General features: G+C 64.8%; 1 protein-coding gene. It reads left to right on the top strand.

Features of this window, described 5'->3' with window-relative positions:
* Positions 1-1,157: catalase (locus tag AC1DF3_RS36900; RefSeq protein ID WP_478142800.1), on the top strand; the 1,157-nt coding region annotated here is incomplete at both ends.

The following is a 1,157-nucleotide window of genomic DNA, read 5'->3' on the forward strand; positions in this document are numbered from 1 at the left end:
TTCTTCATCCAGGACGCGATCAAGTTTCCCGACCTGGTGCATGCGGTCAAGCCCGAGCCGCATCACCAGATGCCGCAGGCGGCCAGCGCCCACGACACGTTCTGGGATTTCGTCTCGCTGATGCCGGAGTCAACGCACATGCTGATGTGGCTGATGTCSGACCGCGCGATTCCGCGCAGCTACCGGATGATGCAAGGCTTCGGCGTCCACACCTTCAGGATGGTCAACGAGGCGGGGGAGTCCGTCTTCGTCAAGTTCCATTGGCAGCCCAAGCTCGGCACCCATTCCCAGGTCTGGGAAGAGGCGGTGAAGATCTCGGGCGCTGATCCGGACTTCCATCGGCGCGACCTGTGGGAGGCGATCGAGGCCGGCGAGTATCCGGAATGGGAACTCGGCCTGCAGATCTTCACCGAGGAGCAGGCCGAACAGTTCAGCTTCGACATCCTYGACGCGACCAAGCTCGTTCCGGAAGAGCTGGTGCCGGTGCAGGTGGTCGGACGCATGGTGCTGAATCGCAATCCGGACAACTTCTTTGCCGAGACCGAGCAGGTGGCGTTCTGCACGGCCCACATCGTGCCGGGACTCGATTTCACGAATGATCCTCTGCTCGCAGGACGCATCCACTCCTACGTCGACACGCAGATCAGYCGGCTCGGCGGTCCCAACTTCCACGAGTTGCCGATCAACGCRCCGGTTGCCCAGGTCCACAACAACCARCGCGACGGCATGCACCGGCAGGCGATCCATCGCGGCCGGGTCGCCTACGAGCCGAATTCGCTCGCCGGCGGTTGCCCCTTCCAGGCCGGTGCCGCCCAGGGCTTTACCAGCGTCGCTCGGCGCCTGGACGCCAAGGAGAGTGCCGACAAGGTCCGCATCAAGCCGGAGAAGTTCGCCGACCACTACACCCAGGCCCGCCTCTTCTTCGAAAGCCAGTCCGACGTCGAGAAGGCACACATCGGCAATGCCTTCCGCTTCGAGTTGTCGAAGGTCACCGTGCCCGCGATTCGCGAGCGCGTGGTGGCCAGCCTGCTCAACGCGGCGCCCGACCTGGCGGCGCGGCTGGCGCAGGACCTCGGCATGGACCTGCCCGCCCCGATGCCGAAGGCGCTGGAGAATCCGGCGTCCCCCGAAGTCGAAAGCTCGCCGGCGTTGTCGCT

The sequence above is a fragment of the Variovorax sp. 10N432 genome (assembly GCF_056394465.1).